The sequence below is a fragment of the Mesorhizobium sp. M0174 genome (genome assembly GCF_040322275.1).
Lineage (GTDB): Bacteria > Pseudomonadota > Alphaproteobacteria > Rhizobiales > Rhizobiaceae > Mesorhizobium.
In genome coordinates this window covers 411,346-437,513 of sequence record NZ_JAMYTB010000001.1, presented here as the reverse complement: position 1 = coordinate 437,513, position 26,168 = coordinate 411,346, and the positions used below count along the sequence as shown (strand labels likewise).

At 62.8% G+C, this 26,168-nt stretch carries 25 protein-coding genes; 17 read left to right on the top strand and 8 right to left on the bottom strand.

What is annotated here, in order from left to right:
• Positions 1 to 2: 2 nt before the first annotated feature.
• On the top strand, positions 3 to 2,087 hold the full coding sequence (locus NKJ13_RS02090) for a hypothetical protein (RefSeq protein ID WP_352777011.1): 2,085 nt from the start codon (positions 3 to 5) through the stop codon (positions 2,085 to 2,087).
• A gap of 171 nt (positions 2,088 to 2,258) precedes the next feature.
• Here NKJ13_RS02090 and clpS read toward each other — a convergent pair whose 3' ends face one another.
• The 3 genes from clpS to NKJ13_RS02075 form a co-directional block, all read right to left on the bottom strand.
• The gene (gene clpS, locus NKJ13_RS02085; protein ID WP_023679498.1) at positions 2,259 to 2,564 is read right to left on the bottom strand and encodes an ATP-dependent Clp protease adapter ClpS; all 306 of its coding nucleotides are present in this window, start codon (positions 2,562 to 2,564) and stop codon (positions 2,259 to 2,261) included.
• Positions 2,565 to 2,820: 256 nt separating this feature from the next.
• Complete coding sequence (locus tag NKJ13_RS02080) at positions 2,821 to 3,036, bottom strand: hypothetical protein (RefSeq protein WP_352450529.1); 216 nt, start codon at positions 3,034 to 3,036, stop codon at positions 2,821 to 2,823.
• 36 nt (positions 3,037 to 3,072) lie between these two features.
• Positions 3,073 to 3,417 carry a hypothetical protein gene (locus NKJ13_RS02075; protein ID WP_292665026.1) on the bottom strand — a complete coding sequence of 115 codons (345 nt, stop codon included), beginning with the start codon at positions 3,415 to 3,417 and terminating at the stop codon, positions 3,073 to 3,075.
• Positions 3,418 to 3,653: 236 nt separating this feature from the next.
• On the opposite strand from NKJ13_RS02075, the gene NKJ13_RS02070 reads away from it, so the two are divergent.
• Together NKJ13_RS02070 and NKJ13_RS02065 are read left to right on the top strand one after the other, a co-directional pair.
• On the top strand, positions 3,654 to 4,370 hold the full coding sequence (locus NKJ13_RS02070) for a response regulator (RefSeq protein ID WP_352509808.1): 717 nt from the start codon (positions 3,654 to 3,656) through the stop codon (positions 4,368 to 4,370).
• Positions 4,367 to 5,776 (top strand): ATP-binding protein, encoded by a 1,410-nt coding sequence (locus tag NKJ13_RS02065; RefSeq protein ID WP_352509806.1) that lies wholly within the window; start codon positions 4,367 to 4,369, stop codon positions 5,774 to 5,776. Before NKJ13_RS02070 ends, NKJ13_RS02065 begins: the two co-directional genes overlap by 4 nt.
• Before the next feature lie 71 nt (positions 5,777 to 5,847).
• Here the strand turns inward: NKJ13_RS02065 and choV are convergent, their stop codons facing one another.
• The 3 genes from choV to NKJ13_RS02050 form a co-directional block, all read right to left on the bottom strand.
• On the bottom strand, positions 5,848 to 7,029 hold the full coding sequence (gene choV / locus NKJ13_RS02060) for a choline ABC transporter ATP-binding protein (RefSeq protein WP_352646623.1): 1,182 nt from the start codon (positions 7,027 to 7,029) through the stop codon (positions 5,848 to 5,850).
• Complete coding sequence (gene choW, locus NKJ13_RS02055; RefSeq protein WP_352646625.1) at positions 7,026 to 7,880, bottom strand: choline ABC transporter permease subunit; 855 nt, start codon at positions 7,878 to 7,880, stop codon at positions 7,026 to 7,028. The genes choV and choW overlap by 4 nt, the downstream gene beginning before the upstream one ends.
• Before the next feature lie 118 nt (positions 7,881 to 7,998).
• Positions 7,999 to 8,934: a choline ABC transporter substrate-binding protein gene (locus NKJ13_RS02050; protein ID WP_352646626.1), complete on the bottom strand. Its 936-nt coding sequence runs from the start codon at positions 8,932 to 8,934 to the stop codon at positions 7,999 to 8,001.
• A gap of 237 nt (positions 8,935 to 9,171) precedes the next feature.
• Between NKJ13_RS02050 and NKJ13_RS02045 the strand changes: the two genes are divergently transcribed.
• From NKJ13_RS02045 to NKJ13_RS02010, 8 genes are all read left to right on the top strand, one after another.
• Positions 9,172 to 9,783, top strand: coding sequence for a thymidine kinase (locus NKJ13_RS02045; protein WP_352646628.1), 612 nt, complete (start codon positions 9,172 to 9,174; stop codon positions 9,781 to 9,783).
• 126 nt (positions 9,784 to 9,909) lie between these two features.
• Positions 9,910 to 10,299, top strand: coding sequence for a c-type cytochrome (locus tag NKJ13_RS02040; protein WP_352702956.1), 390 nt, complete (start codon positions 9,910 to 9,912; stop codon positions 10,297 to 10,299).
• A 122-nt stretch (positions 10,300 to 10,421) separates the two neighbouring features.
• Positions 10,422 to 11,510, top strand: coding sequence for a hypothetical protein (locus tag NKJ13_RS02035; protein ID WP_352478015.1), 1,089 nt, complete (start codon positions 10,422 to 10,424; stop codon positions 11,508 to 11,510).
• A 35-nt stretch (positions 11,511 to 11,545) separates the two neighbouring features.
• The gene (locus tag NKJ13_RS02030) at positions 11,546 to 12,691 is read left to right on the top strand and encodes a hypothetical protein (protein WP_352509802.1); all 1,146 of its coding nucleotides are present in this window, start codon (positions 11,546 to 11,548) and stop codon (positions 12,689 to 12,691) included.
• 24 nt (positions 12,692 to 12,715) lie between these two features.
• Complete coding sequence (locus NKJ13_RS02025) at positions 12,716 to 14,626, top strand: AAA family ATPase (protein WP_352737718.1); 1,911 nt, start codon at positions 12,716 to 12,718, stop codon at positions 14,624 to 14,626.
• Between the two features lie 198 nt (positions 14,627 to 14,824).
• On the top strand, positions 14,825 to 16,129 hold the full coding sequence (locus tag NKJ13_RS02020) for a DUF6638 family protein (protein ID WP_352737717.1): 1,305 nt from the start codon (positions 14,825 to 14,827) through the stop codon (positions 16,127 to 16,129).
• 15 nt (positions 16,130 to 16,144) lie between these two features.
• The gene (locus NKJ13_RS02015; protein ID WP_352737716.1) at positions 16,145 to 17,269 is read left to right on the top strand and encodes a DUF2333 family protein; all 1,125 of its coding nucleotides are present in this window, start codon (positions 16,145 to 16,147) and stop codon (positions 17,267 to 17,269) included.
• Positions 17,270 to 17,576: 307 nt separating this feature from the next.
• Positions 17,577 to 19,256, top strand: a complete 1,680-nt coding sequence (locus NKJ13_RS02010) for a formate--tetrahydrofolate ligase (protein WP_352777010.1) — start codon at positions 17,577 to 17,579, stop codon at positions 19,254 to 19,256.
• Between the two features lie 72 nt (positions 19,257 to 19,328).
• Here NKJ13_RS02010 and NKJ13_RS02005 read toward each other — a convergent pair whose 3' ends face one another.
• A complete protein-coding gene (locus tag NKJ13_RS02005; protein ID WP_352737714.1) occupies positions 19,329 to 19,976 on the bottom strand; it encodes a cysteine hydrolase family protein in 648 nt (215 codons plus the stop codon).
• Between the two features lie 127 nt (positions 19,977 to 20,103).
• Between NKJ13_RS02005 and NKJ13_RS02000 the strand changes: the two genes are divergently transcribed.
• The 3 genes from NKJ13_RS02000 to NKJ13_RS01990 all read left to right on the top strand — a co-directional run bounded on the left by NKJ13_RS02000 (position 20,104) and on the right by NKJ13_RS01990 (position 22,265).
• The gene (locus tag NKJ13_RS02000) at positions 20,104 to 21,093 is read left to right on the top strand and encodes a helix-turn-helix domain-containing protein (RefSeq protein ID WP_254819147.1); all 990 of its coding nucleotides are present in this window, start codon (positions 20,104 to 20,106) and stop codon (positions 21,091 to 21,093) included.
• A 186-nt stretch (positions 21,094 to 21,279) separates the two neighbouring features.
• Entirely contained in the window at positions 21,280 to 21,759 is a 480-nt protein-coding gene (gene parS, locus NKJ13_RS01995) for a type II RES/Xre toxin-antitoxin system antitoxin (protein WP_352737759.1), read from the top strand.
• On the top strand, positions 21,756 to 22,265 hold the full coding sequence (locus NKJ13_RS01990; RefSeq protein ID WP_352737713.1) for an RES family NAD+ phosphorylase: 510 nt from the start codon (positions 21,756 to 21,758) through the stop codon (positions 22,263 to 22,265). Before parS ends, NKJ13_RS01990 begins: the two co-directional genes overlap by 4 nt.
• 59 nt (positions 22,266 to 22,324) lie before the next feature.
• Here the strand turns inward: NKJ13_RS01990 and NKJ13_RS01985 are convergent, their stop codons facing one another.
• Positions 22,325 to 22,882 (bottom strand): sugar O-acetyltransferase, encoded by a 558-nt coding sequence (locus NKJ13_RS01985; RefSeq protein WP_352777007.1) that lies wholly within the window; start codon positions 22,880 to 22,882, stop codon positions 22,325 to 22,327.
• 147 nt (positions 22,883 to 23,029) lie between these two features.
• Here NKJ13_RS01985 and NKJ13_RS01980 point away from each other — a divergent pair, with 147 nt between their 5' ends.
• The 3 genes from NKJ13_RS01980 (at position 23,030) to NKJ13_RS01970 (ending at position 26,061) form a co-directional block, all read left to right on the top strand.
• Entirely contained in the window at positions 23,030 to 23,491 is a 462-nt protein-coding gene (locus tag NKJ13_RS01980; RefSeq protein WP_352737711.1) for a DUF4126 domain-containing protein, read from the top strand.
• Positions 23,488 to 24,864, top strand: a complete 1,377-nt coding sequence (locus NKJ13_RS01975) for an FAD-containing oxidoreductase (RefSeq protein ID WP_352737710.1) — start codon at positions 23,488 to 23,490, stop codon at positions 24,862 to 24,864. Before NKJ13_RS01980 ends, NKJ13_RS01975 begins: the two co-directional genes overlap by 4 nt.
• A gap of 129 nt (positions 24,865 to 24,993) precedes the next feature.
• A complete protein-coding gene (locus NKJ13_RS01970; protein ID WP_352777006.1) occupies positions 24,994 to 26,061 on the top strand; it encodes a M14 family metallopeptidase in 1,068 nt (355 codons plus the stop codon).
• Positions 26,062 to 26,168: the final 107 nt, after the last annotated feature.

Genomic DNA, 26,168 nt, shown 5'->3' with positions numbered 1-26,168 from the left:
CCATGAACTGGTCGCTCTCCTTCGAACCGCTCATCACCTGGCCGCTGCTCGCAGTGGTCCTGGTGCCGCTGCTGCTGGCGCTGGCCGGCCTTTGGTTTCGCCAGCGCGGTGCGATTTTCCGCCTGGCAGCCCTGATTGCCCTGGCTGCGGCGCTGCTCAATCCGGTGTTCCTCGACGAAGAGCGCGAGCCGCTGAAAAGCATCGTCGCCGTCGTCGTCGACCGCAGCCAGAGCCAGGATATCGGCGACCGCACCAAGCAGACCGACGCGGCGTTAGCCGGGCTTCAGCAGCGTCTCGGCCGCTTCAAGCAGTTCGACGTTCGTGTCGTCGAAGCCGGCAAGGCCGAAGCCGCCGACGAGCGCACCGAGACGCGGTTGTTTTCCTCGCTCGAAAATGCTTTCCGCGACGTGCCGCCATCGCGCATCGGCGGCGCCATCATGATCACCGATGGCGAGGTGCATGACGCGCCGTCCGGCACACCCGACTTCAATGCCCCGCTGCATGCGCTGATTACCGGCAACGAGCATGAAAGGGACCGTCGCATTCGCTTCGAGAATGCGCCGCGCTTCGGCCTCGTCGGCAAGCCGCTCGACATGACCTATCGCGTCATCGCCACCAACAACGACACCGGCCCGGTCGATGTCCGCGTATCGGTCAATGGCGAGCAGGTATCGGTCGAGCACGCCAACATCGGCCAGGCGATGCCGCTGCAGGTGACCATTCCCAGTGCCGGGCGCAACATTGTCGAACTCGCCATCAACCACGAGCCGGGCGAACTCACCGACACCAACAACCGCGCCATCGCGCTGATCGACGGTATTCGCGAAAATCTGCGGGTACTGCTCGTTTCCGGTGAACCGCATGCGGGCGAGCGCACCTGGCGCAATTTGCTGAAATCCGACGCTTCGGTGGACCTCGTGCACTTCACCATCCTGCGCCCGCCGGAAAAGCAGGACGGCACGCCGATCAACGAATTGTCGCTGATCGCCTTCCCGACGCGCGAGCTGTTCGTCGAGAAGATCAAGGATTTCGACCTGATCATCTTCGACCGCTATCAGCACCGCGACGTACTGCCGATCCTCTATTACGACTATATCTCCGAATATGTCGAAAAGGGCGGCGCGCTGCTGATCGCGGCAGGCCCCGAATATGCCGGCGAAAGCTCGATCGCCCGCACGCCGCTGATGTCGGCGCTGCCGGCAATGCCGACCGGCGAGGTCATCGACAAGGCCTTCTATCCGCGCCTCACCGATACCGGCCAGCGTCATCCGGTAACGCGTGGGCTCGACGGCTCCGCGACCGAGCCGCCGCACTGGAGCCGCTGGTTCCGTACCATCGGGGTCGAGAACCCCGAGGGCGAGGTGGTGATGAAGGGCGCCGACAACCGGCCGCTGCTGCTGCTCGACCGCAAGGGCGAAGGCCGCGTCGGCATGCTTCTGTCCGACCAGGGCTGGCTGTGGGCGCGCGGCTTCGAGGGCGGTGGGCCCCACGTCCAACTCTACCGGCGCATCGCCCACTGGCTGATGAAGGAGCCCGAACTCGAGGAAGAGCGGCTGACCGCCGACGGCCGCGGCATGGTGCTGGAAATCCGCCGCCAGACGATGAGCGACGACCCCGGCCCGGCGCAAGTCATCACGCCATCCGGCAAGGCACTGATCGTCAGGCTCGAGAAATCCGAACCAGGTGTCTTCCTCGGCAGCGTCGAGACCAGCGAAATCGGTCTCTACCAGGTCGGCAATGGCGACCTGACGGCATTGGCCCATGTCGGGCCGGTCAACGCCCCGGAATTCACCGATGTGGTCTCCACCGAGAACCGGCTGAAACCACCGGCTGAGGCAACCGGCGGCAGCGTTCGCCGGCTGGCGCCGGCCTCGCCACTTGGCAATCTCACCAGCACGGTCATGCTGCCATCAATCGTCCCGGTCCGCTCCTCGGGAGCGGCTTCCGGCAATGACTGGATCGGCCTGCGCACCACCGACGACAGCGTGCTCAAGGCCGTCTCGCGCGTGCCGCTGTTCGGTGGCTTCCTCGGACTCGGCCTGCTGCTTTTGGCGATGGGCTCTATGTGGTACCGCGAAGGGCGGTAGCGGCACCGTCCTTCCTTCTCCCCTTGTGGGAGAAGGTGGATTGGCGCGAGGCGCCAAGACGGATGAGGGGTGCCGGAAGAAATGAGGCGTCGGCGTTCCCTGGAACACCCCTCATCCGACCGAGCTTCGCTCGGCCACCTTCTCCCGCAAGGGGAGAAGGGAAAAGGAGCCCTACTCCTCCGGCTCCGTCGTGAACATCAGCGGATAACCCTTGGCCTTGCCGGCATCGGTTGCCCGCGCCGCCTTGGTCTCGGCGACATCCCTGGTGAAGACGGCGACGACGCAGACGCCGCGCCGGTGCGCAGTAATCATTATCCTATGCGCCTGGTCTTCGCTGAGCTTGAACTCGGCCTTCAGCACAGTCACGACGAACTCGCGCGGCGTGAAATCGTCATTGACCAGGATAACCTTGTAGAGCTTCGGCCGTTCGACTTTCGGCTTCGTGCTGGTACGGGGTTTTGTCGTGATTTCAGGCATTGGACCGGCAATTGAGTACGACGGCTTTGCGGTCATTTTGACATGGGCAAAAGCGGTCGTCCATTCAACCGCGCGCGAGCGGCTTCCCGGCGGGCGCAGTTCAAAAGTCCGTGCCTATGTGGGAACTGCCGTCTGGCGTTCAACGGGGGTGTGGGCCGGGACTGCCCCCATTGTCTGCACGCAACAAAAAAGACGACCGCTCCAGGCAAATCGCAACTGGAGCGGTCTTCTCATAGGGTAGAAAGATGTCGCTTGATCAGGCCTTCGGAGCTGCCTTGACCGCGTGCTTCTTGTGCTTCTTGACGGTCTTCTTGGCAGCGACCTTCTTCACGGCCTTGGCCGGCGCAGCGGTCGTCGTTGTCGTCGCAGCCGGGGTGGTGGTCGCGGCATTGGCGCTGCTGGCGCCGAGAACCGGCATCGAGACGGCCAGCGCGATGGCGAGACCGAGGGCGGAGAGGAGAGACTTTTTCATGGCTTCACTTCCTTTTTGTGCAGATCGGATTGAGTGTCACTGAACGGGATCGATCGGTGTCACTCCAAGCAGCTTCAAGGCGTTCGCGAGCATCCGGATTCCCTGTGCCTGTTTCTTGTTGGCGCAGAACCGGTTTCCCTTTCTTTGAAGTGCTTTCGCCGCGGTGACCTGCGTTGCCGCGGCATGGGTTTCGAGGGCTTCGTCAAACTGGCGGTTCAGATCGATGCAACGCTCGCTGCGGGTGGTCGCCACCTTTGCATCGGCCGCCTTTGCATTGGCCACCTTTGCATCGGCCAGTTTTGCATCGGCTTGTTCAACCGCGGCCGTGACGAGCGAAATGGAAAGCAACGCACCCATCAGACTGATCGAGAACCTTTGCATTGGTCTATCCGTATCCCGTAACGCGTGTCGCAGCCGATGACCTGACCGCCACGGCACCACTTATGACCTTGATTTTTTTCGGCAGTTTTTCCGGATTGTAGAATTTTGTTTCTGGATTGTTTCTGGGCAGCCCGGATCGGGCCGCCGATCTTCACTGGCCAACTTATGGCCTGAATTCTATCGTCTGGCTGACGGCCGAAGCACCGCTTGGGCGATCCACAAATGACAGGTTTCCTGTGAAATCCGACCCCCACATACTGATCGTCGACGACGACAAGGGCATTCGCGACCTGCTTCAGGAATTCTTCCAGAGGCGAGGGCTGCATACATCTGTCGCCGCCGACGGCACCGAGATGGAGACCGTCCTGCGCCGCGCCCAGGTCGACCTGATCGTCCTGGACGTCATGCTGCCCGGCAAGAGCGGGCTGGAGCTCTGCCGCGAGTTGCGCGCCAATTATTCGACGCCGATCATCATGCTGACCGCGGTTACCGAGACAACCGACCGCGTGGTTGGGCTGGAGATGGGCGCGGACGACTACGTGCCGAAACCCTTCGATCCGCGCGAGCTGCTCGCACGCATTCGTGCCGTCTTGAGACGCAATGGCGCCGCCGAGCCGCGACGCGCCGCCTCGCGGCAGATCTACCATTTCGCCGGTTGGACGATGGACTGTTCGCGCCGCCGGCTAATGGCGCCCGGCGACGTCAGGATCGAGCTGACGATGGCCGAATTCAATCTCCTGCAGACCTTCGTCAAGAGCGCGCAGCGCGTACTGAGCCGCGAGCAGCTGATCGAGCTGTCCGGCGGCGACAGCGGCTACAGCTTCGACCGCAGCGTCGACATTCTGGTCAGCCGGCTGCGGCGCAAGATGGAGGACGACCCGAAAACGCCGAAGCTGATCCTGACCGTGCGCAGCGGCGGCTACCAGTTCCTGCCTGAGACGACCTCCGAATGAGACGCATCCTGCCGCAAACGCTGCCGGTCTGGGTGCTGCTCATCGTCATCGCCGGCCTGCTGATCAGCCAGATCGCGACCCTTTACATCGTTTCGCGCGACCGTGCGGCCGCCAATGACGTCGTCGATCTCTATCGGCTGAACGACCGCGCCTTCTCGCTGGTGCAGCTGATGCATGATGCCACCCCAGAACAGCGCAAGGCGACGGCCTCCGGGCTGTTCAATGCCACCTATGCGCTCACCGTCTCCGACACGCCCGCCGTCACCTCGTCGATAGCGGGCGACGACGAGCTGGCCGAACTGGAAGACATATTGGTCGGCCGGCTGTCGAAGTTCGGGATCACCGATGCACGGGTCCGCCGCGACCCGGCAACGCACGAAGCGGACGCTCCCGGTGGGACGGTCGCCGGTCCCGATATCGGCCAGGTCGAGCGCGACCTGCTGGTGCTGGCGGCCGATTTCGCCCAGAGCGACAAGCTGACGGCTTCGCTTCGCTTTGCCGACGGCCAGTGGCTGAACTTCACCGAACCGAACACGCCGGCCGGGCCGATACTGAGCTTCGATAGCCTGCCGCTCTATGCCTTAATCGCCGGGCTGGTGGTGGCTTCCTCGATCTGGTCGCTGCGCCGGCTGACGGCGCCCTACAGGATGATGGAGACCGCGGTGAAGCGGATCGGCGAGGACCTGAAGAGCCCGCCGATCGCCGAGAGCGGCAGCCGCGAGGTGCGTACCGCGGCAAAGGCGGTCAATGCCATGCAGGCGAGACTGCGCGCCTACGTCGAGGACCGCGAGCATCTTGCGGCCGCACTGGCGCACGACCTGCGCACGCCGCTGACCAGGATGCGGCTGCGCCTCGAACTGCTGAGGAATTCGTCCGTGCGCGCCGCACTGGCGCACGACCTCGCCGACATCGAAGGCATTGCCAGCTCGGTCATCGACTTCGCCACTTTCGAGGTGACCGAGGAGAAGAGCGAGAGGATCGATTTCTGGTCGCTGGTAGAATCGATCGCCGACGGCTTCGACGAGGTCTCCTTCGAGAATGAAGACGGGCGCTCGCGCGGCTTGATCTGCATGGCGCGGCCGGTCGCGCTGCGGCGCTGCGTCACCAACCTCGTCCAGAACGCGGTGACCTATGGCAAGAGGGCGCATCTCAGCCTGCGTCAATCAGGCAAGACAATCACGCTGGCGATCCATGACGAAGGGCCGGGCATACCGCAAGCCGAGCTCGACGCCGTGTTCGGCTCGTTCGTGCGCCTGGAACAGTCGCGCAACCGTCAGACCGGCGGCCTCGGCCTCGGCCTGACCATCGCCCGCAACATCGCCCGCGGCGCCGGCGGCGAGGTCATCCTGTCCAATCACCCCGATGGCGGCCTGTTGACGGAACTGAGATTGCCGCTGGCGGTTTAGCTTGCGGTATCGGGCTAAGCCGGCGTTCCTTCGCGCCGGCGTTTGGTCTCGGTTCTCGCCAAGGAGAAAAATTATCTTCGCAGCACCGCGCTCAGCACATCCCTGACGCCGATGGCGCCGACGAAGCGCGACTGGTCGTCGAACAGCGCCACCGGTGCGGTCTGCGAGCGATGCATGGCCAGCATCACGGTCTTCAGCGAGGTGCCGGGATTGGCCCAGAACACCTGCGCCGTCTCCTCCGGCTGTGCCTCGACATCGGCGCAGGACACCCATACCGCCGGCTTGCCGTCGCGCTCGGCCGCCGCCACCAGCCCATGCTCGTCGATCTTGAAGCGCGTCGTCTTGCGCCGGTCGAGCCACACCCAGCCGTTCTCGCCATGTTCGAGGTCGCGGCGGTCGCGCATGACGTTCCACGCGGTCAACACCGAGAGCGGGTTCACATTGGCGATGAAGTCGCGGACATAGTCGTTGGCGGGCCGCAACACGATGTCTTCCGGCGCACCGGTCTGCACGATGCGCCCGCCCTCCATGATAGTGATGTGGGTGCCGATCTTCAGCGCCTCCTCGAGGTCGTGGCTGACGAAGATGATGGTCTTCTTCAGCTCGGCCTGAAGCTGCAGCAGCTCGTCCTGCAGCTTGGTCCGGATCAGCGGGTCGAGTGCCGAGAACGGCTCGTCCATCAGCAGGATCGGCGCCTCGGTGGCGAAGGCGCGCGCCAGGCCGACGCGCTGCTGCATGCCGCCGGAAAGCTCATGCGCGTATTTCTTCGACCACTGGTCGAGATGAACCAGCTTCAGCTGTTTGGTCACCCGCTCCTTGCGCTCGGCTTCAGGCACGCCGGCGAGCTCGAGGCCGAGGCCGACATTTTCCTCCACTGTGCGCCACGGCAGCAGGCCGAACTGCTGAAACACCATTGCCACCTGTTTCTGCCGCAACCGCCGAAGCGTCGCCTCGTCGCAGGTCACGACGTCGACCGTGCCGTCGCCGTCCTTGACCAGCACCTGGCCGCGCGAGACCACGTTCAGCCGGTTGACGGCCCTGAGCAGCGTCGATTTGCCGGAGCCGGAAAGCCCCATCAGCACCGAGATCTCGCCCTCGTTCACGGTGAGGCTGGCGCCGGCGCAGCCCAGTACGTTGCCGGTCTGTTCGAGGATCTCGGCGCGGGTGGCGCCGCTGTCGATCAGCGCCAGCGAGCCTGCCTGGTCGGCGCCGAAGACGATGTCGACATTTCTGAAATCGACGGCGACGGTCATTTCTTGCCTCCCACGCCGATGCGCGTCATTCGGTCGAGCACGATGGCAAGCACGACGATGGCCAGCCCTGCCTCAAGCCCTAGGTCGATCCGGCGCGAACCGAGCGCGCGGTTGATCTCGGTGCCGAGGCCGCCGGCGCCGATAAGGGCGGCGAACACCACCATCGACAGCGACAGCATAATCGACTGGGTCAAGCCGGCCATGATGGTCGGCAGCGCCGAAGGCAGCTCGACCTTCCACAGCAGCTGGCGTTTGGTGGCGCCGAACGCCTCGCCCGCCTCGACGATCGATTTCGGCACCGAGGTGACGCCGAGATGGGTGAGCCGAACCGAGGTCGGAATGACGAAGATGATGGTGACGATGAGGCCGGGCGCATTGCCGAGGCCGAACAGGGTCAGCACCGGGATCAGGTAGACGAAGGTCGGTAGCGTCTGCATCAGGTCGAGCACCGGCAGCATGACGCGATACACCTTCGGCTTGTGCGCGGCCCAGATGCCGAGCGGCACGCCGATGGCCATCGACACGGCGGCGGCGGCGACCACCAGCACCAGCGTCTCGACCGTCTGCTTCCACAGGTTCTGGTTGAGGATGAACAGCAATCCAATGAATACCGCCAAAGCCAGGCCTTTCGAGCGCTGCAGGAAATAGGCGAGCAGAGCGATCAGCGCGATCAGCAGAACCGGCGGCAGCAACAGCAGCCCGTCGACGATGCCGTCGAGCAGGAAGTTGAGGGTGTTGGAAAAAGCCCTGAAGATGGTGTCGAAATTGTCGGTGAGAAAGCCGAAAAACGCCTTCCCCCATGCCCCGATGGGAATCTTGTAACTGACCAGGAATTTGGAGATCGGATCCATCTAGCCCCTCTTCTGCCGGCGCCGTCCTTCGCCGCACGGTCATCTTGTCACAGGATATGAAAAAGGGCAGCCATTTCTACCGTGGCTGCCCCTTGTCTCGTCATGCCAGATGGTCGGGTCAGCTTCCGAGCGCCGTTTTCACCCCAGCCGCCGCATCGCCGCCGTCGAAGGTGGTGACGCCGGCGATCCAGGGGGTGATCGCGTCAGGGTGTTTCTTCAGCCAGTCGGTCGCGGCGGTATTGGCGTCGGCGCCCTTCAGGATCGCGTCCATCATCTCGCCTTCCATGTCCAGGTTGAACTTCAGATTGGCGATGAACTTGCCGGCGTTCGGGCATTCGCTCATGTAGCCCTTGCGCACATTGGTATGCACGGTGGCGGCGCCGAAGCCGCTGTCGCCCATCCCCTCGAGATAGGTGATCTTCATGGCGCCCATCACCGGATGCGGCGTCCAGCCGAGGAAGGCGATCCATTCATTGTTCTTCATCGACTGCTCGGCCTGGGTGAGCATGCCGGCCTCGGAAGACTCGACCAGTTCGAAGCCTTCGAGATTGGTCTTCGGATCCTTGATCATATCGAGGATAATGCGGTTGCCGTCATTGCCGGCCTCAATACCATAGATCTTGCCGTCGAACTTGTCCTTGAACTTGCCGAGATCGGTTAGCGTCTTGACACCGGCATCGGCGACATAGGTCGGAACGACGATGCCATAGCCGGCACCGCTGAGATTTTCGCTGACGGTCTCGACCGAGCCTTCGGCGGTATAGTCCTTGATGTCGTTGGTCATCGACGGCATCCAGTTTCCGAGGAACACGTCGAGGTCTTTGTTCTTCAGCGACGCATAGGTCACCGGCACCGAAAGCTGGATCACCTGCGGCTCGTAACCGAGCGCCGTGAGCAGCACCGAGGCGACGCCGGTAGTCGCCTGGATGTCGGTCCAGCCGACATCGGACAGCCGCACCGTCTTGCAGCTTTCCGCATCACCGGCGAAGGCCCCAGTCGTGGATAGAAAAGCCGCCAGGCCGAGACCGGCGACGAATGAACTCATGCGCGACATAGAAATTCTCCCATTTCAGTTCTCGGTGAAGCGAAGTGGCGGTTTTATTTCCACCTTTGTTCCGTCAGCCAAACACCATTCTGCTGCGGTTTCAAGCACTAAGGCAATCACGAACAACGGCGCAGGCTGGCCGATCGGCGACACGCCCGCCGCTTTACGGATGGAAGTCGTCTTTTCCCGGTGGAATGTAGGCGCTCCCCCTCCCCGCTTTGTTGCAACTCGGCTTAAAAGGACGGCATGGCCAAGCTGTACTTCCATTATGCGACGATGAATGCCGGCAAGACGACGATGCTGTTGCAGGCCTCGTACAATTACCGCGAGCGTGGCATGACGACGATGCTGTTCATCGCCGGCCACTACCGCAAGGGCGATACCGGGCTGATCTCGTCGCGTATCGGCTTGGAGACGGAGGCCGAGTTGTTCCGCGACGGCGACGATCTGTTTGCCCGGGTCGCCGAGCATCATGACCACGCCACGGTGCATTGCGTCTTTGTCGACGAGGCGCAGTTCCTCGAAGAGGATCAGGTCTGGCAACTCGCCCGCATCGCCGACCGGCTGAACATTCCGGTCATGTGCTATGGCCTGCGCACCGATTTCCAGGGCAAGCTGTTTTCCGGCTCGCGCGCCCTGCTGGCGATATCAGACGAGCTGCGCGAGGTGCGCACCATCTGCCGTTGCGGCCGCAAGGCGACGATGGTGGTACGCCTAGGGGCCGACGGCAAGGTGGCGAAACAGGGTGAACAGGTGGCGATCGGCAAGGACGTCTATGTCTCACTCTGCCGCCGCCATTGGGAAGAGGAAATGGGCCGCGCCATGCCCGACGATTTCATCGGCTTCATCAAAACCTGACCAGCGCGTTGCGTCCATCCGTCCGCCCAGCCGACATTCGTTCCGCGATCGCGTCATCGTGCGGCGCTTGTTAAGGCTTGCTTCCTATTTTCAAAACCTCTCAGCCAGAGCCGTCGGGGAGTTCCCATGCTTCGAGCCATTTCGTCTGCAACTGCTTTCCTCATCGTCGGAGCTCTTGCCGCGCATGCCGACGGCGATGCCGCTCTCGGCAAGAAGGTCTTCAACAGATGCATGGCCTGTCACGAGGCAACGAGCGAACGCGACAAGGTCGGCCCGCATCTGCTGGGTGTCGTCGGACGCACCGCCGGCACCGCGGACAGTTATCTCAGCCGCTACTCGCAGGGGATGAAGGACGCCGGCGCCGCCGGCCTGGTCTGGGACGAAATAAGCCTTGCCGAATACCTGCGCGCGCCGCGGCAGAAGGTCCCCGGCAATAAAATGGCCTTCTCCGGCCTGACCAGCGACGAGGACATCGCCAATGTCATCGCCTACCTCAAGGCTGATCCCAAGCCCTGAGCGTGACCCCAGTTGCCTCGTTTCCTGGTGTCGCCCGTCTTCCGTCTTTCATTCGCCAAACCCGGCACATATAGTCACGGCGGTTCGCGACACGAAAACCGATGCCGAAGCGGGAGGCCCCAATGGCGACATTGCAGAATTTCGATGCCGAGATTGCCAAGACCAAGCAGGTCGTAGAGGACATGCGCACCAAGATCGAGCAGTCCGGTAGCGTGCTCGACACGCTCGCCACCGCCGACAAGAAGATCGGCGACGCCAATTTCGACATCGAGAATGCCCGCATCGAGGACGTGCTGAAGCAGCAGAAGGTGATGGAAGGCAATATCGCCGACCTGATCATCGGCCTGGAGGACGCCACCAACGTCTTCGGCGCCGAATTCGAGAGCATGAAGAACTACACCGGCTGGGAGAATTTCGTCGGCGTCTTCTCCAGCCAGCGCAAACAGCGCATGCGCACCGACCGCGTCCGCAACATGTCGCTGGCCGGCAATTTGCAGGAGCTGTTGGCGAAATCCGACACCATCGTCGGCATCCTCAAGGCGCAGAAGCAGGTTCTCGACACGCGCTACAAGACCTCCGAGGCCAGCCTGTCGCAGGTGATCGAGCGCCGCAAGACAACCATGTCCAATCTCGAGACCGTGCAGAAGCGCATCGAGGAACTCAACCCGATGCTGCTCGACATCGAGAACAAGATCGCCGCCTCGACCAGCCAGAAGGAGCGCACGCAGCTTGAAGGCGAACGCTCGAAACTGGCCACGGAATACAACGAAAAGCAGGCCAAGGAGCAGGAATTGCTGGCCGAGAGCCAGACGCTGGAGCGCTACACCTCGATGTTCCAGACCTTCGTCGATTCGCTCAACAATCAGATCGCGGCGCAATCGACGCTGATCAACAAGCTGACCATCGATACCGAGCAGCGCATCGTGCTGTACAAGGCCCTGGAAGATTCGCTGAAGACCGCCGCCCAGCAGGATGTCGCCCATAAGATCAACACGCTGGGCAGCCAGGTCGACAACACCGCCGAGGAGACCATGGCCGGCATTGGTGCCGCCTCGCAAAAGCACATCGGCGATCTGCTTGAAATGCACGAGAAGAACATGGTCGCCACCGCCGACATCCAGCGCCGCAAGAAGCTCGCCGACGACGCCTTCGCCCGCCGCTTCGACGATGTGATGAAGAAGCACAATTCGGCAAATTACGTGCAGTCGTAATTGCTGCACGTGCACTGCTCCCAAGGGCTGGCAGCATGACCCCCGAAAACGAAGCCGCGGCGCGCTATTTCTCGGCGATCGCGGCTGCACTTGGCGGCCTCGAAGTGTTCATGCGCGACGATCGCTCGCCGCTCTATCGGCACGGCATCGTCGCCAAGGTCGTCGCCGAATATATTGCGCGGCTCGAAAAGTCGTTCTCGTGCTGGCGCAACCGGCTGGGTTTCACCGAGACGTTCCGCATCTCGCGCGCCGAAAGCGGTTTTCCGGTTTTCCAGAACCTGCTCGAACTGGAAAACGACCGCCTCCAGGCCGACAGCCGTCTCGCCGTCATCCCTTCGGCCAGCGAGCTGCGCGAGGAAATGGCCGACTTCATTCTGCGCCACAAGGAATTTCCCGAAGCGTTGCAGAAGTCGATGGCCGAGCGGCTTTACCTCGAAGACGTCAAGAGCGGGACCACCTTCGGCCCGTTCACGCTCGCCCAGACGGCCAAGGTTTCGGTCAACCCGAAGACGCTGCGGCCCTATTATCTGGTCCACTGGGCCTGCTTCGACGGCAGCGCCAACCTGCCGCTGGTCTACATGGCGACGGTCGAGGATTCCTCCGACGACATGATCCGGCAGCTGGTCGATAGCAGCGGCAAGCTTAATGAGAGGGTCGACATTCCGCTGCCGGTCGACGGCTTGCTCAATCCCGAACTCGCCCACCGTTTCGACGATTTCACCGAGAAGAATTCCGCCTACACGCTGTCGCCGGCGACGATCGCGGTCAACCTCGACAAGGATTTCGAGACGCTGCATCCCAAGCAGCTGCGCCGCGTCGTGCTCGGCCCGTTCTATTCTGCCGGCATTACCGACAACAATTCGACGGTGAACGAAGTGCTGGCCAAAGTGCGCAAGCCGGAAAACGCCTGGCTGCTGACCTGGACTATCCAGGAGGTCTTTTCCAAGGCCGAGAAGCCCGGCCGCAAGGGGCTGTTTTCGAGCGAGAAGACGACGCAGGAATTCTTCATCAACACCGACGATCTCGAGGCCGCACGCCAGGGCGTGTCGAGCTACGAGAACCACGCGCTGATTCCGCATGAGGCCTATCAGTCGCTTTACGCCGCCGGCGAGGCGCAGAAGATCTTTTCGGGCTACAAGGTCCATATCCTGTCCAAAGGGCAGGTCATCAGCGACGTCTGACCATCAAATCGCGGAGTATCCTCCATGGACACCGGTCTGACCACCATCCCGGAAGCAGCAATCGAAAAGCACCGCGCCACTGCGCAAAGTTTCATCACCCGCATCGTCGTGCTGGAGGACCCATCGCGCGAATCCGGTACCGCGCTTGCCGGCACCAACCGCCGCTTCGTCTCGACCGTTTCGGTGGGCTCGGTTCGCCGCACGCGCGAGGTCGAGTTCGCCAAAACCGTCGCTGCCGTCCATCCCGACGACCAGCTGCTGACCATCCCGCAGCACACGCTGCTGTTTCGCGCCCGGCGTGGGCTGGCCATTGCGTTGGCAATATCCGATGTCTTCGCCGAAGGCTCTGACCTCGAAAGCCTGCAGGCGAAAAACGCCCGCGCGCCGCTCGAAGGCGACGAGGCCGCCACATTCAAAAAGCTGCTGTCGGCTTCGGCCTATATTTCCGCCTTCAGCTTCGCCTCCTATCTGTTCCAGCTGATCGATAGCGACGGCGAGGCGCCGAACGACACGCCCGAGCCGGACTTTCTGTTCGACACGCCCCAGGATGCGGTGAAATCGATCGTGGCCGGCCTCGACAGGGCGATATCAGGCGCGAAGGACGACGCCGACCTGATGACCCGGGCGCGCGCCTTTGCCCGTATTGCCATCGATGGGCTTTTGGCGCGAAAAGGCCGCTTCGACGGCATCGGCCCGTTCGAGAACGCGCATATCCGCATCGACGTCGACGATTTCACGCTCGATGGTTTCGACGTCGCGCCGGGCAAGCGGGCAAAACCGTTGGTCATGACCTTCAAGAAGCCGGAAGAGGTCGTCGGCAACCACATCGCCAAATACCAGTCGGTCAAGCTCGCCAAGATGCTGATGGCCTACGACTTCGAGCGCGAGCTGAACCCATTCGTCGAACTCGGCGGCTTCCTGTTCACCTTCATCGGTGACGGCTCGCCCGGCACCGGCAAGACGACGCTGATCCAGATGATCGCCGGCCTTCTCAACGGCTACTGCCAGGTCGCCGGCTATCCCTTCGCCTACGAGAATTTCGGCGTCGACCAGATCTCCTCCTACCAGGGCAAGTCCGGCCAGAACTGCCGTCAGTTCATCAACAATGTGCTGAACCCGCGCGTCATCGGCTTCGGCACTATCGACGATATCGACCAGGTCGCCGCACGCCGCTCCGACGATCGCGCCTCGGCCGGCCAGCAGGAAATCACCGGCGTCCTGATGGACGCGTTCGGGGGTGCCGGCACCGTGGTGCGCGGCAATTGCTCGTTCGGCATGTTTTCCAACTATCCCGAGAACGTCGACGACGCATTGCGCCAGCGCGCCGGCGCGCGCTGGCTGGTCGATGGCCCGCAGAGCCGCGACGACTACATCGACATCTTCGTTCTGCTCGCCGGCAAGAACCACAAGATCCCGCTCGGCGAGCACAAGCTCTACGCTGCCCAGGAAATCCAGCGCGCGGTGATGGAGGCCTATGAGGAACATGAAAAGCCGCAGGAAGACGGGCTGATGAAGGTCTACGAGCGCTATATGAAGGAGAACGGCGCACCGAAGACGATGGCCGACATCGGCACTTATCTGCACATGATCAAGGATGCCGAGCCGCGCTTTACCGGCCGCGCCATCAAGAACGTCACCGACGCGATCAAGATGCGTGCCATGGACATCGAATTGCCCGACGAGTGGTTCGAAAAGCCGGAAGCCTTCATGCACAAGGGTTACGACGACAAGAAAGCCATGATCGAGGAACTGCGCGGGCCATTCTCGATGGACATGGTCATGCAGGAGATCAATCGCTATGCGGATTCCGAATTCCGTTATTCCGACAAGTCCGACGATGCCGCGGTGAGCAAGATGATCCGCGATACTCGGCTGCGGGAGCGTGCCGTCCGCGAGATCGAGGAGATGAAGAAGAAGGGGCTGTGGAATGCGTGAGATGCGCCGACGCCCCCTTCTCCCCTTGTGGGAGAAGGTGTCGCCGAAGGCGACGGATGAGGGGTATTCGTCAAGCTGGAACACCCCTCATCCGACCGAGCTTCGCTCGGCCACCTTCTCCCACAAGGGAAGAAGGGGCGTTCGCGCCCCTCATCCGCCGTTCGGACACCTTCTCCCCGTGAACGGGAAGAAGAAAGCATGAGCCCCGCCAAGAAGCCCGATCTGTTGCGCGACAACGAGCTGATCTATGGTCGGCTGCTGACGGTCGACGAGCCGCACCTGATCCAGCGCTACAACAAGGCGATGGTCGCCTTCGGGCTGAAGCCGACCAAGCTGAAAAGCTTCGAGATCGATCGCACCGGCTTCTCGCCGCAGGTCGCCGAGGAATGCGGCGACTACAGCTACCTCGATCCGAACGAGGTCAACCGCCGCTTCATCATCCTGACGCCGTCGCAGATCGACCTGCCGGTGGTGCACACGGCATTCTCCAACACCTCGCTGCTGATGTACGAATTCATGTCGAAGAACCAGCGCGCCATCGATGCGCTGACGATCAAGGACGTCATCTACGGCGAGATCGAGGACTCGGTCCCCAAGGTCGACGACATCGAGGACCTGCTGTCTATCAACCAGGTGGAATTCAAGGTGCTCTCGGCCGAGGATGTGCTCGGTAAGGCCGCCGAACTCGGCAAGCTGGTCGACCGGCTGAAGCAGGAGCCGGATGCCTGGCGCGACAACGCCATGCTGGCCCACATGGTCGAGCTGGCGAAGATCTGCGGCGACATCCGCGAGAATGCGCTGGTGCCGGACCAGGTGATCTTCCGTCACAATGCCTATTGGACCAGCCATTTCGGCGGGCTCTATGTGTTCGTCGATCCCGACGTGACGACGGTGATCAGCGACCCGACAGCGCCCGGTTTCCGCCGCTCGCGGCCGTGGCAGGTGAGTTACCTTTCGATCCACGATGCCGACAAGGTGTTCAAGTTCCTCGCCTCGACCGGCCGCATCGAGCTGCCGCGCGCCTCATGGATCGAAACCTCCGGCTATCTCGAGCATCGCGCCGAAATGGTGGTGCGCGCGCTGATCCGCGACGCCGAGCCCGACCGCAATCTGACCGATGTCGACAAGGTCTGGCTGCAGACCTGGATCCACGGCCATGCCGATTTGATCACCAGGGACGGCAATTTTCCCTTCCTCAACGCCGCCAAGCGCGAGATCGCCCAGCTCGGCCATCTCAAGATCGAAGATGTGTTCCCGCAGCAGCGCTTCCTGGTCATCCGCGCCAAGCCGGACCATCCCGACGCCTGGCTGACCAACCAGCTGATCTCGGGCTTCGTGCCGCAGGACTTCGTCTCGCGTTACGTCTTCAACAAGCCGGGCTTCTACAGGGATTATGACGGCTTCAGCGACGCCTGGCGATCGCATGTTGTGGACGTTCTGAAAACCACATATTTGAAGGACAAGGTGGCGTTTCGCACACGCCTCTATGGCTTGACTGACTGAGGGGGTGACATCGCCATGCTTGATCCGATCGTGAGTTTCTTCACCCGGATTTTCCAGTGGATTGGCCGCGGCATCGGCTTGCTCGTCGGTGCGATCCTGTGGCCGTTCCTGTGGGCGGGGCGCTGGTACACGCAACGCGGCTGGATCCTGAAGGCGGTGCTCGGACTGGCTGTGCTCGTGCTGATCGGCCTCTATGTCAATTTCTTCTACGCCACCCAGTGGTGGAACAATTTCGACCCGAATTACGTCGACAAATACACTTTCGAAAAACGCAACAGCTCCGCCGGTGAACAGGTTTCCGCCGGCGCCGGCACCGACACGGCCAAGACCTGCGGAAATTCAGCCATTGCCCAGGTTGCTGCCGACCTGACCGACTTCAACGTCAACCAGAATGCCTGGGTGTCGTCGATGATCCTCTACAAGCTCGGCCTGTTCGGCATCGACTGGGACCACACGCCGTTCATGGACAACAAGGCTTCGTTCCAGCGCGGCATCAACCAGGCGGTGCGGCGCACGGCGACCGAGCTTGCCGATAATCTCGGCCGCGTCCGCACCACCTCGCAGATCGACGCCGACCTGCAGGACGCCCGCGGCAATCTGCAGTTCGATGAGGAAACCTGGTATTTCGGCTTGAACCCGTTCGGCCCCAAGACGCCGACGCCGAGCTACTATCGCGACGCGGTGCGCAAGCTGCGCTCCTTCAACGCCCGGCTGGCCGCGTGCCAGGCGACATTCGATGCCCGCGCCGACAATCTCAAGCAGTATATCGACCGCATCTCTTCCGATATCGGTTCGACCTCGGCGATCCTCAAGGAGCGTGCCGAAAACCACAATAATGGCTGGTTCGACACGCGCGCCGACGACCGCTTCTGGTTCGCCTATGGCCAGCTCTATGCCTATTACGGGCTGATGAAGGGCGCACAGGCCGACTTCGAGGACGTCATCAAGGAAAAGCACCTGCAGAACCTGTGGGATACGATGGACGCGCAATTCGTCTCGGCGCTGCGCATCCAGCCCTTCATCATCGCCAATGGCCGCGAGGACGGCTGGCTGTTGCCGACACATCTGACGACGATGGGCTTTTACATACTCAGGGTGCGCTCGAACATGGTCGAGATCAGCAACGTGCTGACGCAGTAGCGGATCGTTCCGCACAGCCGGCGCTGGTGAATTTGCGCCGTTGCTTCTGTCGCTTTTCGCGTATTAGGCGGCTGTTTTGAGACGGTGGAACCGCCCCTGCTCTGGCTTCTATACGGCGCTGCAACCGGCGCAAAAAAGAACCTGTAGCAGAGCGGCCGGCGGCAGAGGTATTTTCTTCGCAGGAAACATAGTTGCATGAAAGTTGACGCCGGGGCAGCGACAGGGGTAGAACATGCTCGCGCCTGCAATGCCGGGCTGTTCTTGCGACCACACTAGTCAAATCCGTCCAATCCAGAGGGAAGCCGTCATGGCCGAAGTGAAGTCCGACATCGAGATCGCGCGCGGCGCCAGGAAGAAGCTGATCCAGGAGATCGGCCAGAAGATCGGCATTCCGAGTGAACATCTTCTGCCCTACGGCCACGACAAGGCGAAGATCTCGGCCGAGTTCATCAAGTCGGTGAAGGGCAACAAGGACGGCAAGCTGATCCTGGTCACCGCCATCAACCCGACACCGGCCGGCGAAGGCAAGACGACGACGACAGTGGGCTTGGGCGATGGCCTCAACCGCCTCGGCAAGAAGGCCATCGTATGCATCCGCGAGGCTTCGCTCGGACCGAATTTCGGCGTCAAGGGCGGTGCCGCCGGCGGCGGCTACGCGCAGGTCGTGCCGATGGAGGACATGAACCTCCACTTCACCGGCGATTTCCATGCCATCACCACTGCCCATAACTTGCTGTCGGCGCTGATCGACAACCACATCTATTGGGGCAACGAGCTCGGCATCGACACCCGCCGTGTCGTCTGGCGCCGCGTCATGGACATGAACGACCGGTCGCTGCGCGAGATCATCTGTTCGCTCGGCGGCGTCGCCAACGGTTTCCCGCGCGAGGCCGGTTTCGACATCACAGTCGCCTCGGAAGTTATGGCCATCCTGTGCCTGTCGACCGACTTGAAGGACCTGGAAAAGCGCCTCGGCGACATCATCGTCGCCTATCGTCGCGACAAGTCGGCCGTCTATGCCCGCGACCTCAAGGCCGACGGCGCGATGGCCGTACTCCTGAAGGACGCCATGCAGCCCAATCTCGTGCAGACGCTGGAGAACAACCCGGCTTTCGTCCATGGCGGCCCCTTCGCCAACATCGCGCATGGCTGCAACTCCGTGGTTGCCACCACGACGGCGCTGAAGCTAGCCGATTACGTCGTCACCGAAGCCGGTTTTGGTGCCGATCTCGGTGCCGAAAAGTTCTTCGACATCAAATGCCGCAAGGCCGGCCTGAGGCCGGCAGCGGCGGTCATCGTCGCCACGGTTCGCGCCATGAAGATGAATGGCGGCGTCAAGAAGGAGGACCTCGGCAAGGAGAACGTCGAGGCGGTCAAGAAGGGATGTGCGAATCTCGGCCGCCACATCGAGAACATCCGCCAGTTCGGTGTGCCGGCTGTGGTCGCCATCAACCATTTCTACTCCGACACAGAGGCCGAGATCCAGGCGATGAAGGACTACGTCGCCTCGATGGGCGAAGAGGCGATCCTGTGCAAGCACTGGGCCCAGGGATCGGCCGGCATCGAGGAACTGGCCAAAAGGGTCGTGGCATTGGCCGAATCCGGCGCGTCGCAATTTGCCCCGCTTTATCCCGACGCCATGCCGCTGTTCGAGAAGATCAACACCATCGTCCAGCGCATCTATCGCGGTTCCGAAGCGATCGCCGACAAGTCGGTGCGCGATCAGCTCCATGCCTGGGAGCACGCCGGCTATGGCCACCTGCCGGTCTGCATGGCCAAGACGCAATATTCCTTCTCGACCGATCCGAATCTGCGCGGCGCGCCGACCGGCCACACCGTACCGGTGCGCGAGGTCAGGCTGTCTGCCGGCGCCGGCTTCGTCGTCATCATCTGCGGCGAGGTCATGACCATGCCCGGTCTGCCCAAAGCGCCATCGTCGGAAAAGATCTTCCTGAACGAAATCGGCCAGATCGAAGGCCTGTTTTAGGGATAATCAGTGCTCGTACGGCAAAGGGCGCCGCAACGCTGCGGCGCCCTTCTGCCTGTCCGCAATGGTCTCCTACGCTGCGCTCCGCGCCAGCGCGCGCTGGTTGGAGGCATAGGGTGTGTCGTGCTGGGGTACCACGCCGGTCTTCAGGCACTCGATCCATTCGGCGGTTTTGAGAACGGCCGCGAAGCGCGATTGCAGGACGATCGTCATGACGCGATGGATTTCCTCCTCCGACGCGTAGCCGGCGCTGTTGGCGTAGGGCAATGACCCCGTTGCGTCCGATAGGAACTCCACCTCGAAGCCCATATGCACGGCGTGGATGACCGTCGAGAGGTCGCAATTATGCGTCATGTAGTCGATGACAGTGATCGTATCGATAGAGTTGGCGCGCAGCCACTCCTCGAGGTCGGTGCCGGTGAAGGCGCTTGGCAGGTGTTTTTCGACATAGTGGTCGCGGTTTCGCCTGGCGATTTCCGGGTGCAACTCGGCGCCGTGGCTGCCCTTGGCGAAAACCGGTGAGGTTTCCGGTGCCAACTGCTTGACGACCACCACCTTGACGCCTGCCTCGGTGGCCGCATCCATCGCTCGCGCTACATTGACGACGCTCTCGCGGAAGGGCGGATGCTGGATGGCGAGGTTGCCGCCGTCATAGTCGTTTTGAACGTCGATGACGATGAGGGCGCGGCGTGGAGCTTTACCTGTGGCTGGGTGCGACATGGGGGTTCCTTTCCCGTTGGACAGTGATGGGTGGACGATAAACTCGGCACCGGATTGCAAAAAGTGTCCCGATTGACATTATTCGAAAGAATTGGGACAATCGGCCTCACCCGTTGCTGGAGCTCCCATGACCGATCCTGCCGTTGCCGCCATCGCCTTCGATGGCATCAGCCCGTTTCATCTCTCCGTGCCGTGTCTCGTGTTCGGCGCGGATCGCACGGAGCTCGGCCTGCCGCGCTTCGACTTCCGGGTCTGCGCGATTGAGGACGGGCCGATCCGCACCGATGCCGGGCTGACCATCAGCGTCCCGCACGGGCTTTCCGCGCTCGATGACGCCGACATCGTCATCGTGCCAAGCTGGAAGGATCTCGGGAGCTCGCCTCCAGCCGCATTGATCGACGCGTTGCTTGGCGCGCACGAGCGCGGCGCGCTGATCGTCGGGCTGTGCTTGGGAACGTTCGCTGTTGCGGCGACCGGACTGCTTTCGGGGCGGCGAGCGGCGACGCACTGGGCCTACGCGGATCAGCTGCAGGAACTCTATCCCGACATTCTCGTCGAACCGGAAGTGCTCTACATCGACAATGGCGACGTCGTGACATCCGCCGGCGTCGCCGCCGGGCTCGACTGCTGCCTGCACGTCGTACGGGCTCGTTACGGCGCGGAGGCGGCACTTCGCCTGGCCCGGCAGATCGTGCTTTCTCCGCATAGGCAGGGCGGGCAGGCTCAATTCATCGAACGTCCCATCGCCAGGACCGGCAATGCGGACCGCTTCACCCAGGCTCTCGAAGCGGTGCGCAAAACCCTGGGTGAGCCGCACAGTCTGGACAGCGTTGCCGGTCACGCCGGCCTCACCCGCCGGACGTTCACGCGCCGTTTCCAGAAAACGATCGGCACCAGTTTTGGTGACTGGCTGACCGACCAGCGCGTCCAGCTGGCGCAGCGGCTGCTGGAGGCAACGGAGAAATCGATGGACACGGTTGCCTTCGAGGCCGGTTTCGGCAGCGCCACCTCGCTGCGCCAGCATTTCGCGGCGCGGCTCAGAACCTCGCCGGCGCAGTACCGGCGCGAATTCTCGAAGAGTGCTCAGGAGGAGCGCGTGGCGCACATGCCGAGGTGAAATTCGGCTCGCGCTCGATTCCAGGGCAATCGCTTCAGTGCCGACGTTGGACTGCCATCCGGCCCGAGCAGGCTATCTTTTTCTCGGAGCATTTGCCCTGCTCTCGATCCTGTCGTACTTGAAAGGCTCTGCGTCATCTGTCATATATTAAAGCGACAGATGACGCGAAGAGGGCTCGCCGTGGCGATGGTATTGGAAAAGGCTGCGCCAGCAGCAAAAAACAATGAACTTCAGAAGGTGGCGAAATTGCTAGGCGGCAGCCGCATTCTGGCAAGGCGCCTCAGCAGCGCTTTGGATGCCCACGAGTTGCTTCTGCACGGCCTGCCGGCTTCAGCGCTGGACCATCTTATCGGGCAACTCGTCTTCATCCAGAAGACTGATTCGCTGGAGAAGGCCGTCGGCATGAGCCTACGCACCTACCAGCGCCGCAAGGATGCTCCTTCCAAGCCTCTCAGTCAGGACCAGAGCGGACGAACCTGGAAGTTCGCGGAGATCCTGTCGAAAGCGACCGACGTGTTCGGTTCGCAGGTGGAGGCAGAGCAATGGCTGGAGCGCCCGGCGATTGGGCTCGACCAGCGTCGTCCAATCGACCTTCTGGCGACACCGCCGGGGATCGAGCTTGTAGAAGACTATCTGGAACGGCTTGAATATGGCGTTTATGCATGACGCCGCTGCCGGCGGCGCTTGGTGGCTCCGACCTCATCGGATGGCGCCTGGATCAAGCCGCGTTTGCGCCTGCATGGGATAGTGGCGAGGGCGCATACAGGGTGGGCGGACGCTGGAACAGCAAGGGCGTGCGCGCCGTCTACTGCTCGATCGATCCGTCGACTGCGATCCTCGAAGTTGCGGTCCATAAGGGCTTCAGGGCGCTCGACACGATAGCGCATGTCATGACGGCAGCGATCGTCAGCGATGTCGCGGATGTGCATATCGTCGACCCTGCGGCCGTGCCCAACCCCAACTGGTTGCGCCCGGGCATTCCGAGCTCCGGACAACAGGCGTTTGGCGACGATCTTCTGCAACGGCACCGCTTCGTTGTGATTCCGAGCGCCGTATCGCAGCATAGCTGGAACCTGATCTTCGACGCGAGCCTCGCCAGAGGGGCATACGCCATGAAGACCCAGGAGGCGTTTGCGCTCGACACACGGTTGCATCCACCTCCGGCCAAGTGACACAGCCGCCCCCATGTCCACCAGAACGACGACATGACCGGCGACGGAAGCACAGGTGCTCAGCCGTTCCTGATTATCCGTGCCGGATTACCAACCACCGTGGTGTTCGCCGCGACGTCGCGCGTCACCACGGCACCGGCGCCGACGATGGCGCCGTCGCCTATCCTGACCCCGCCGAGGATGATGGCACTGCCGCCGCTCCAGGCATTGTCGCCGATCTCGACGGGCCTGGCGATCTCCAGCCCTGCCTGCCGCCCCGCAGCCTCCTTGTGGTGCTCGGCGCAATAGATCTGCACATTGGGGCCGAGCAGCGTTCCCTTGCCGATGCGCACTGGCGCCGTGTCGAGGATGGTGCAGCCGGCATTGAGGAAGACGCGGTCGCCGAGAAAGATGTTGAAGCCATAGGCACAGTGGAACTGCGCTTCGATCCGGGCGCCCTCGCCCGCAGCGCCGAGCAGCGCCCGCAATCCAGGCCCGATGTCGCCGCGCTGCCGGGGCGGCAGGCTGTTATGCTCGAACACCGCGTCACGCGCTGTGATGCGCAGCGCCTCCAATTCCGGATCGAGGCAGCGATACCACTCGCCCGCCGCCATTTTCGTGTGTTCGCTCGCCGTCATGGCCGCAACTCCAGTTTCAACTCTGCCAAAGCACAAGTGGTGAAAATACGGAAGCGCCGGCGGCGACACCACCTCTGGTCAAATACCCGACCTATGGTAGCTTGCTCTCTCGGACCTGTCCCAAGCCGGCCATCGAGGGGATCGATCATGCTGTACATTCTTGCACTCCTGATTGGCGTCGTTGCCGGGCTTCGCGCCATGACCGCGCCCGCCGGGGTCGCCTGGGGCGCCTGGCTTGGCTGGTTGCCGGTCGCCGGCACCTGGGCGAGCTTCATGGGCCACTGGATCGCCGTCGGCGTCTTCACCATCCTGGCCATCGCCGAACTGGTCACCGACCAGCTGCCATCGACGCCGAGCCGCAAGGTGCCGCAGCAATTCGGCACGCGCATCGTCCTGGGCGCGTTCACCGGCGCGGTGATCGGCGCCACCGGCGGCGCCACCATAGGCGGCCTGATCGCCGGCGCCGTTGGTGCGGTGATCGGCACGCTGGGCGGCGCCGAGGCGCGCAAGCGCCTGGCCACCGCCTTCGGTAAGGACCCGCCCGCCGCCTTCATCGAGGACGCGGTGGCGATCGCCGGCGGGCTTCTGATCGTGGCGGCGGCGGCATGACTGCAAAGACATTCGATGCCATCATCGTCGGTGCCGGGCAGGCGGGCCCGCCGCTCGCCGGCCGGCTGAATGCGGCCGGCATGAGCGTGGCGCTGATCGAGCGAAAGCTGGTCGGCGGCACTTGCGTCAACACCGGCTGTACGCCGACCAAAACGATGGTGGCAAGCGCCTATGCCGCGCATCTCGCCCGCTCCGCCGCGGATTATGGCGTGACGCTCTCCGGTCCCGTCAGTGTAAACTACAAGGCGATCAAGGCGCGCAAGGACAAGGTCTCCAACGACGCCCGCGGCAATCTCGAAGACTGGATTGCCGGCATGGACAAATGCACGCTCTATCGCGGCCATGCGCGCTTCGTAAGCGCCAACACGGTGCGCGTCGGCGACGATCTGCTGAGCGCCGAAAAGATATTCCTCAACACCGGCGGGCGCGCCTCGGTGCCCGACCTGCCCGGCATCGACGGCATTTCTTACCTGACCAACTCGTCGATGATGGATCTCGACGAGCTGCCGCGCCATCTCATCGTCGTCGGCGGCAGCTATGTCTCGCTCGAATTCGCGCAGATGTTCCGCCGTTTCGGTTCAGAGGTCACGGTGATCGAAAAGAGCCCGCGGCTGATCGGCCGCGAGGACGAGGACGTCTCGGACGCCATTTTGTCGATCCTCGAAAACGAAGCCATTGCCGTCCATCTCGGCGCCGACGACATCCGCTTCGCCAGGCGAGGCAACGAAATCGCCGTGACCTTCTCGCCAGGCAAGGCGGCTGCGGTCGGCTCGCATGTTCTGCTGGCGCTCGGCCGTACGCCAAACACCGACGATCTCGGCCTCGACAAAGCCGGCGTCGAGGTCGACAAACGCGGCTTCATCGTCGTCGACGACCAGTTGCGCACCAGCGTGCCCGGCATCTGGGCGATGGGCGACTGCAACGGCAAGGGCGCCTTCACCCACACCTCCTACAACGATTATGAGATCGTCGCCGCCAACCTGCTCGACAACGATCCGCGCAAGGTCAGCGACCGCATCGAGGCCTATGCGCTCTATATCGACCCACCACTCGGCCGCTGCGGCATGACCGAGATAGCGGTAAGGAAATCCGGCCGCCGCGCCTTGGTCGGCCAGCGGCCAATGACCCGCGTCAGCCGTGCAGTCGAAAAAGGTGAGACGCAAGGCTTCATGAAGATCCTGGTCGATGCCGACACCAGGGAGATCCTCGGCTGTTCGGTGCTCGGCCCGGGCGGCGACGAGGCGGTGCACTGCGTGCTCGACCTGATGTATGCCAAGGCGCCGGTCAGCACGCTGGCGCGCGCCGTCCACATCCACCCGAACGTCTCGGAGCTTCTGCCGACCATCGCCCAGGAATTGAAGCCGCTGGTGTGAACCGGGCGTATCGCGCGACCCCTCGCGCATCCCGCAGGGAGGCTCATTGCGCCCATAGCGCCGCTGGCTGGCCCAATCGACAAGCGCGCCGGCGACGGGCATGTCTTCCGAACTCTTGACGGAGGCAGCATGCAGAAGTCCATCGAACGCATCGCCGGCGACAGCGAAGGCGTTTCCTACGAATTCCCCGTCTTCCGCTTCGCCGGGTCGGACAAGACGGCGCCTTCCGCCTATCTGCAGGCGGCGCTTCATGCTGGCGAATTGCCGGGCGTCGTCGCCATCGACACGCTGATACCGATGCTCAGCAAGGCGGAAGCCGAAGGCCGCATCACCGGCAATATGACCATCGTGCCCTGGGCCAATCCGATCGGCCGCGCGCAATATCTTTACGGCGACCATCAGGGCCGCTTTCATCTGGGCACGCGCACCAATTTCAATCGCGGCTTTCCGCGGCTCGCCGCGCCCGACGTCGCCCTGCTGCCGACGCACGGCACGGTCGACCAGCGGCTGAAAACGCGGCTGCTGCAGCTCTCCATCGGCCACGACATTGTGCTCGACCTGCATTGCGACGATGAGGGCCTCGCCTATCTTTATGTCCACACCAGCCTGTGGCCGGCCATGGCGGATTGTGCAGCGGCCATGGGCGTCGATGCGGTGATGCTGTGGCACGAAGATCCCGACGGCACCTTCGAAGGCGCCTCGATCATGCCGTATCAGAACGCTCCAGCCGACGTGGCGCGCCTGGACCGGCGCGTCGCCACCACGGTCGAATATCGCGGCATACTCGATGTTGACGGCGCCCTGGCCGGCGCCGATGCCGAAGGGCTCTATCGGCTGCTGGTGGCGCGCGGCGTCATCCAGGATCAGGCGCTGCCCGCGCCTGGCAGCTTCGTTGGGCCAAGTTTTTTTACCGGTATTGTCGCGCCGCTCGAAAACACCGAGATGATGCCGGCGCCCCGCTCGGGCGCGATCCTCTACGACGTGAAGCCGGGCGACCGCGTCACCAAGGGTGCGCGCATTGCCACCATCGTCCACGCGCCCGGCGAGCCCGACGGCCGCACGGAAGTGTTGGCGCCGCAGGCGGGCCTCATCCTGACGCGGCGTTCCCGGCGCGTCATCCGCGCCGGCGAAGACCTCTTGAAGCTGGTCGGCGACAGGAAGAGCGCCGATGCAAGGTCGGGGACGCTGGAGGATTGAAGCCTTCATTTGAATCCAGTTGCGCGGCCGGCCAATCGCCGCTATGGGAATCGCCATGAACATGCGTTCGATCAAGACCATTTGGTGGTGGGCTCGCTGACAGCGGC